We start from the raw sequence: 6702 nt of genomic DNA, 5'->3' as shown, positions 1-6702 counted from the left end.
TAAATTATTACAATATGAAGTTTTGCACGTCAGCCGTCAGCCGTCAGCCGTCAGCCGTCAGCGTTATCCTTTGCACTTTATTTAAAATTATGTTTATTAAATTTATTCAATATTAATTCAAACTTTTTTAATATAAAAAAGCGGTTCTCTTTTCTAAAAGACGGGGACATTGTTGCATTTTTCAAAACATTGATATTTAAAAATAATTTAACTATTTTTTTCATTAAATTCCTAACATTTATTTTATTTGGGCTTTTTAAGGATATTTTTATCTTTAAGAAGCCCAAAATTTATTTTAATTATTATTTTAACGATTTTTGGAAATATTATTATGAGAATAATATTTTAATAAAAAAATTTAAAAATGCCGCGAAAACGGCGAAGGAGAAAAAAAATGCGATTTAACAAAATCGGACAAACAATTTTATTGGCTTTAAGCCTAACGGCGATAATTGTCGCCATGAGTTGTTCGGGAGCGGACGCCACGAAACCCGAAGACTTGAAACCCGACTTGGGCAAAGAGCTTGGCTCGGGAAGAAGAACGGCGTCAAACCTTACTCTAATAACTACTAATGATACTAAATATGTATTAGTAGCTGGAGGAACAGGCAACTTTTTTTCAGGTTCGTTTGGTATATCTGGTTATACAAACGGAGCGGGAATAACGGTTACGGGTATCTCAAAAGTTACTTACGACAATGCGGGAACGAATACCGACATTACGGGAATTGCTACTCCTGTTTATAACGATGCGGGCGGAGTTTATAGAGTCAATTTTAATACTACGGATGCCAATATAACCGCTGTAAATATTGAATATAGCTACAAATTAAAACTTGCTCCAGCTCAAGCTCCAAAAACGACTCATACTAAAATTGGCGTAAATACTAATACCACAGTTTTGGATAATTTAGATTTATATGCCGAAATAGAAGGTTCGAGCGAAGGCAGTTTATTTGGCAAAACTTATGTTATTGGAGCGACTGCCGATATAAGTTCCTCTCCTACAAGCTTTAGCAACGGTTTGATTACGAATAATATATTGACTAATCTTTCAATACCAACTAATGGCATGTATAAACTTTGGATATATTAATTTAAGGAGGTTCTCACTATGAAAAAGATAATAAATATATTAATTTTAACTTTTATAACTTTTGCGTATTCTTTCGCTCAAATATCTACGAATATGCAAACTATGATTGGCAATTTGGATTTGTCGGCAAGAAAGAGAGCGACAGCGGGAGAGTTTTCAAGAGACAGCGATAATTTGAACGCGAAAAATGTTTTCGATTTGGATAGAATAATATTCTCCGCGGGATATGTTCCAAATTTGAATTCGAGTTCAAATCAAGTTATTCAGGCTTTCTTTGGAATTCCTATATTAAATAACGCTATGTATTTTGGACTTGCTGGAGCTTACGCTATGAGCGAGACAAGAAGCGATTATGCAAATTCAACTACTACCGCGCTAACAACTCCAAATTATTTGGGTAAAAGAGTGACTACGGCTTCGTCATTTGCGATTCGTCCCGTTTTCAAAATCAACGATATGATTTCAATTCATTATTTGATAGCGAGAGGCGGAGTAAAATCTTCCACAAACGGATACACTTCTTATACTGACGGCGATAATTTTAGAGTTATTACGAATTCGCTTGCAAATACGGAATGGGTTCATGAAGTTGCGGTTGGATTAAAGTTTGGAGAGATGAAATTAAAAATTCCTTTAAGATTTCATATAGATAATAACAGCTATCTTAAAACTTACTCGAGAGAGATTTCTGGTAATTTTGTGAACGATTTAAATTATGGAAATAGCGAGCATATAGAAGCTGGAACGAATGCAAACTCTTCTTCTCCAGTTAAAATGATTTTAGCCCCAGAATTTTATATGCCTTTAGTTTCTGGTCCTATGACGGGAATAAACGCGGGACTTACATTGGGTTTCGATATTTATAATCCTAATAAAAAGACTTCCTATTACACAAACGATAGAAATGAAACTAAAAGCGCTGGCGCAACAACCAGAAATACTGTAAATAGTAGCGCAATTACCGAAAGAGAAAAAATATTCGGTATGGAATTCGATATAAACGCCTACCCTACTTTGGAATGGAATTTATCCGATAACAGAGTTCAATTGATTATGGAGCCAAAAGTCGGTTTATCCGTAAGCGTTAGCAATGTGGGACAAACGACAACGACTACTAAATACGATGTTAGCACATATGTAGGCAACCCAGATGGCACTACGATAGAAACATATAATAATTATGAAACTTCTACGATTACGGGAAATAAAGTTTCTACCGTGACGACTACTCCTTATGTGGAATTGCCAATAGGAACTGTATTTACTCCCGTTAATTGGTTCGAGTTTAGAGCGGGTTTAAGTTATAGATTGGGCTTTGAAATGACGAATACCTCTACCGAATATCTTCAAGGAGGAAAATCAAAAACCTTTGGTTATAATTTTACCTCTTCTATGGATTTATTTACGGGCATAGGCTTTATAATCGGACAAGATTTCTTTATAGATTTGTTCTTGGTTGCTGGCACAGAATTTGCGGGCGCATCGACAGTAAAATCTATATTTGATATAGACGCTTGGGGCGCTCAATTATCTTATAGACTATAAGTTTAGATAATCTTTTTCAGATTTTTCGATTAACATTTTACACTATACAGGGTATGTAGAAATACATGCCCTTTTTTATTGATTGCTTCGGGCTTTGCCCTCGCAATGACGAAATAGAAAGAAAAGGCGCAATGACAATGCGAAAAATAAAGGCTGCAATGAATGAAGGAAAAAAATAATCTCATAATAGCGATTTTATTTTTTCTTTTTAAGATTATTTATAGCAAGAATCAAAATATGAGCGACCGACATATCTATTTCTGGAATTCTTAAAGCCTGCGATATATTATAAGGTTTAAACTGTTTTAATTTATTTATCTGGTCAATCTTCACGCTCTGCAAAGTAGAATAATCAAAATCTTCGGGTATAATCATATTCTCGTATTTCTCAATATCTTTAATTTCGTTTAAATATCTTGAAATATAGCCTTCGTATTTTATCGAAGTTTCCGCATTCTCTAAAACATTTTTATTATAATCTTTATCAATAAATTTCAAAACGGTATTTATATTGCATTCTGGACGCTTTATTATAGACGCCAATGTCATAGTTCTAAATTCTTTCGCTTCTTTTTCAAATCCCAATTCTTTCGTTTCTTTTTGAGTGAGAGTTCTTTTATTCAAAAAATCAACCAATATTTGAGTTTTAATTTTTTTGTCTTTAACTTTTTCCAATCTTTCCTTGCTCGCCAAACCTATATTATAAGATAATTCGGTAAGCCTTTCGTCCGCGTTGTCTTGTCTTAAAAGCATTCTATGTTCCGCTTGAGATGTAAACATTCTATGAGGTTCTTTCGTTCCTCTTGTCGTCAAATCGTCTATCAATACTCCGATATAACCGTCTCTCCTCTTCAATATAAAAGACTCTCGTTTTTGGACTTTTAATGAAGCGTTTATTCCCGCAATTAAACCTTGACATGCCGCCTCTTCGTATCCGCTCGTTCCGTTTATCTGTCCCGCCAAAAATAAGCCTTCTATTTTTTTTGTTTCCAAAGTGGGTTTTAATTCTATTGGATTAATATAATCGTATTCTATCGCGTAAGCTGGTTTTAATATTCTCGCGTTTTCAAGTCCTTTCAAATTTCTTATCATTTTAATTTGAATCTCTTCGGGCAAACTTGAAGAAAAACCGTTTATATAAACTTCGTTCGTTCTATGGCTTTCTCTCTCCAAAAATAATTGATGCCTTTCCTTGTCTGCAAATCTCACCACTTTATCCTCGATACTCGGGCAATATCTCGGACCGATTCCTTTTATTACGCCGCTATACATTGGCGACAGATGAATATTATCGGTAATAAGTTTATGTATATTTTTATCCGTGTAGGTTATATAGCATGGCGTCTGTTCAATATCTATACTTTTAGTTAAAAAAGAAAATGGAACAATTTCATTATCTCCATATTGAATATCCAAAATATCCAAATCAATAGAATAAAAATCCACTCTCGCTGGAGTTCCCGTTTTTAATCTGCCGACTTCAAATCCAAAACTCCTTAAATTATCCGACAAACCTATTGAAGGAAGTTCTCCGATTCTGCCCGCTGGTTTTTGATAAGAGCCTATATGAATGAGTCCGTTTAAAAATGTTCCCGTTGTGAGTATGACGGCATCGCATAAATATTCTCGTCCTCTCTCGGTTTTTAATCCTTTTATAATATTATTTTCAACTATTAAAGAATCGACTATATCCTGATGCAAAGTTAAATTATTTTGAGAGTATAAACTTTTTGTAGCTTCGTCTTTATAGGCGTATTTATCGGATTGAGCCCTCGGCGCCCAGACGGCTTTCCCTTTGCTTCTGTTTAGCATTCTAAATTGCATCATGGTTTTATCGGCTAAAATTCCCATCTCTCCGCCCAAAGCGTCAATCTCTTTTGCTATAGTTCCTTTTGCAACTCCGCCGATTGAAGGATTGCATGACATTTGTCCGATTGTGTCGAGATTAATAGATATTAATAAAGTTTTCATGCCAAGTCTTGCGGAAGATAGAGAAGCTTCTATTCCAGCATGTCCGCCGCCGACAACTATAACATCGTATTTATTATTCATAATTTTAACCAATCAATCTCTTATCTTTATCAAATCGAGTTCATATAAAAACGGGATATTTTTTTTGACTTTTACTATATAGAATGCGGAAGATAAAAATATTCCGACTAAAGCCAATATAAAAGCAAAATCGCTTAAAGCAAACGCCACTTTATATAAAGCGAGCATTGAAACGGGTATATATATTCCGCCGACTAAAGAAGTGATTATAAAAAATAATATTAAAACCAAAATCGGACTTCTCATAATATTATTTTGCGATATAAATTCAATTCCAAAATAATTTATAAAAGTATTTAAATAAATATAAATAATAAAAATGCATGCCAAAATAAAAAATCCTATCGAATACATTTTCTCTCTTTTGACGGTAAATCCCGCGATAAATAAAACGAGCAATATAATCAAAAATATATAATTATTCGTAGTTATCACAAAACCGATTATTAAAAGTTCTAAAAATATTAACAGAAGCATCGGTGCAAATTGTTTTTTTATCGAGCTGAAACCAAAAAAAGTATATATTACGATTTTTGATTTTATATTTCTGTATTCAAAATATATTCGTCTGAAATAACTTATAAATATTAAAGCTATTGAAATTAAAAATAATGTGGGAAAAAGAGTCGCAATAATTATAATGGAAGTTTTCGGATTTAAACTTTCGTCTTCCAAATTCAAAAATTTCGATTGAAAAGAATTGTCTTTAATATTGACATAAGCAAATTCTTCGTAAGATATATTCGTATTTCCCGTAGAACCGACATACAATATATGCATAAGAACGATTCCGTTTCCAGATTTAAATAAATTGAGTTTTGCGGTAGCGATTCCGTCCTCGTCAGTCGGAATAACGAAAATATTCGTATAATTTTTATTTTCTTCTTCAAATTCATTTTCATTAATATTATCAGTATTTTCGGTTTCAAATTGAAAAATATCGGGATTCAAAGAAGTAAATCTAACGAGTCTATTAACCAAAGGAAATCCGCGCCTTTCAATCATTATAGAAACTTCGTTTACCGCGTTTGTATCGGAAATATTAAAATCGTTTTCTTTATTATAAGTAAAAATATATTCGGGAGATTTATTCGATGATTCTTGAGCGTATAAAAAAGTTGCAAAAATCTGCATTATGATAATTATTAATAAATATTTCTTCATTTAACCTAATCTTAAAATAATTTAAAAAAGAACATTCAGTCGACAAAACATGAATGTTCTTAAAATTAAATTTTTACAAAAGTCTTTATAAAATTATTTTTTTATAAGAGCGACTATCTCTTCGTTTTTAACGATTAAATATTCCGTATCGCCTTCTTTAATTTGAATGCCAGCGTATTTATCGTATATAACTATATCGCCTTTCTTGACTTTAATATCTTCGCTTTCTCCAACTTCCACAACTTCGGCTCTTTGAGTTTTTTCCGTAGCAGTTTCTGGGATGTATATTCCGCTTGAAGTTTTTGCCTCTTGTTCCAATACTTTTAATAGAACTCTATCGGCTAATGGTTTAATAGATGACATTTCTATAACTCCTTTTAATCTAATTAATTTTTAGAATATTATATAATAAAAAATTTTTAAAGTCAACTAATAAATCAAGCAAAATAAGGCAAATTATTTTTTACCTGAATACATATTAATAATCAAATTTGAAGATTCTTTTTCGAGTATTCCATACCAAATAGATTTTCTTCTTTTGAGAGCGGGACTTACCATTGCGAAATTTATTAATTTATTATAAGTGGCGTTCGCTTTTTGAACATTATTAAACAAAGGAATATGATTTGCGGGAAATATTTTAGCTATATTTATATCGATTTCTTTTTTCATTATGGAATCGTATAAAGGCAAAACTTTCTCATAACCTTCGTAAATACTCTGCGCATATTCCAAAACCATTTTATCAAAATTTTCAATAGTATTCAAAAGTCTTATTATCAAACCGAAAGTTTCAATCGCTTCTTTATAATTTTCTTTAACAACATAAGAGCCTATGGCGTCAG

The 6702-nt window shown here is 32.3% G+C and carries 5 protein-coding genes and 1 pseudogene; 2 read left to right on the top strand and 4 right to left on the bottom strand.

Annotated features, from left to right (window positions below):
- The first annotated feature begins 394 nt into the window (after nt 1-394).
- Nucleotides 395-1096 carry a hypothetical protein gene (locus EZH24_RS05435; protein WP_137998126.1) on the top strand — a complete coding sequence of 234 codons (702 nt, stop codon included), beginning with the start codon at nt 395-397 and terminating at the stop codon, nt 1094-1096.
- Between the two features lie 18 nt (nt 1097-1114).
- The gene (locus EZH24_RS05430; RefSeq protein ID WP_137998125.1) at nt 1115-2641 is read left to right on the top strand and encodes a hypothetical protein; all 1527 of its coding nucleotides are present in this window, start codon (nt 1115-1117) and stop codon (nt 2639-2641) included.
- Between the two features lie 195 nt (nt 2642-2836).
- Here the strand turns inward: EZH24_RS05430 and mnmG are convergent, their stop codons facing one another.
- The 4 genes and pseudogenes from mnmG to EZH24_RS05410 form a co-directional block, all read right to left on the bottom strand.
- Nucleotides 2837-4693, bottom strand: a complete 1857-nt coding sequence (mnmG, locus tag EZH24_RS05425) for a tRNA uridine-5-carboxymethylaminomethyl(34) synthesis enzyme MnmG (RefSeq protein ID WP_137998124.1) — start codon at nt 4691-4693, stop codon at nt 2837-2839.
- Nucleotides 4694-4705: 12 nt separating this feature from the next.
- Nucleotides 4706-5857, bottom strand: coding sequence for a hypothetical protein (locus EZH24_RS05420; RefSeq protein ID WP_137998123.1), 1152 nt, complete (start codon nt 5855-5857; stop codon nt 4706-4708).
- Nucleotides 5858-5950: 93 nt separating this feature from the next.
- A complete protein-coding gene (locus tag EZH24_RS05415; RefSeq protein WP_137998122.1) occupies nt 5951-6220 on the bottom strand; it encodes a co-chaperone GroES in 270 nt (89 codons plus the stop codon).
- A gap of 93 nt (nt 6221-6313) precedes the next feature.
- Nucleotides 6314-6702, bottom strand: a pseudogene (locus EZH24_RS05410) (hypothetical protein); the annotation flags it as partial.

This window comes from Brachyspira catarrhinii (assembly GCF_005518285.1).
Lineage (GTDB): Bacteria > Spirochaetota > Brachyspiria > Brachyspirales > Brachyspiraceae > Brachyspira > Brachyspira catarrhinii.
This window is presented reverse-complemented; position numbering and strand designations above follow the sequence as displayed.

What these genes read in the sequence shown, in the direction of transcription:
- EZH24_RS05415 (WP_137998122.1), bottom strand. Translation starts at nt 6,220, where the DNA reads ATGTCATCTATTAAACCATTAGCCGATAGAGTTCTATTAAAAGTATTG.
- EZH24_RS05430 (WP_137998125.1), top strand. Translation starts at nt 1,115, where the DNA reads ATGAAAAAGATAATAAATATATTAATTTTAACTTTTATAACTTTTGCG.
- mnmG (WP_137998124.1), bottom strand. Translation starts at nt 4,693, where the DNA reads ATGAATAATAAATACGATGTTATAGTTGTCGGCGGCGGACATGCTGGA.
- EZH24_RS05420 (WP_137998123.1), bottom strand. Translation starts at nt 5,857, where the DNA reads ATGAAGAAATATTTATTAATAATTATCATAATGCAGATTTTTGCAACT.
- EZH24_RS05435 (WP_137998126.1), top strand. Translation starts at nt 395, where the DNA reads ATGCGATTTAACAAAATCGGACAAACAATTTTATTGGCTTTAAGCCTA.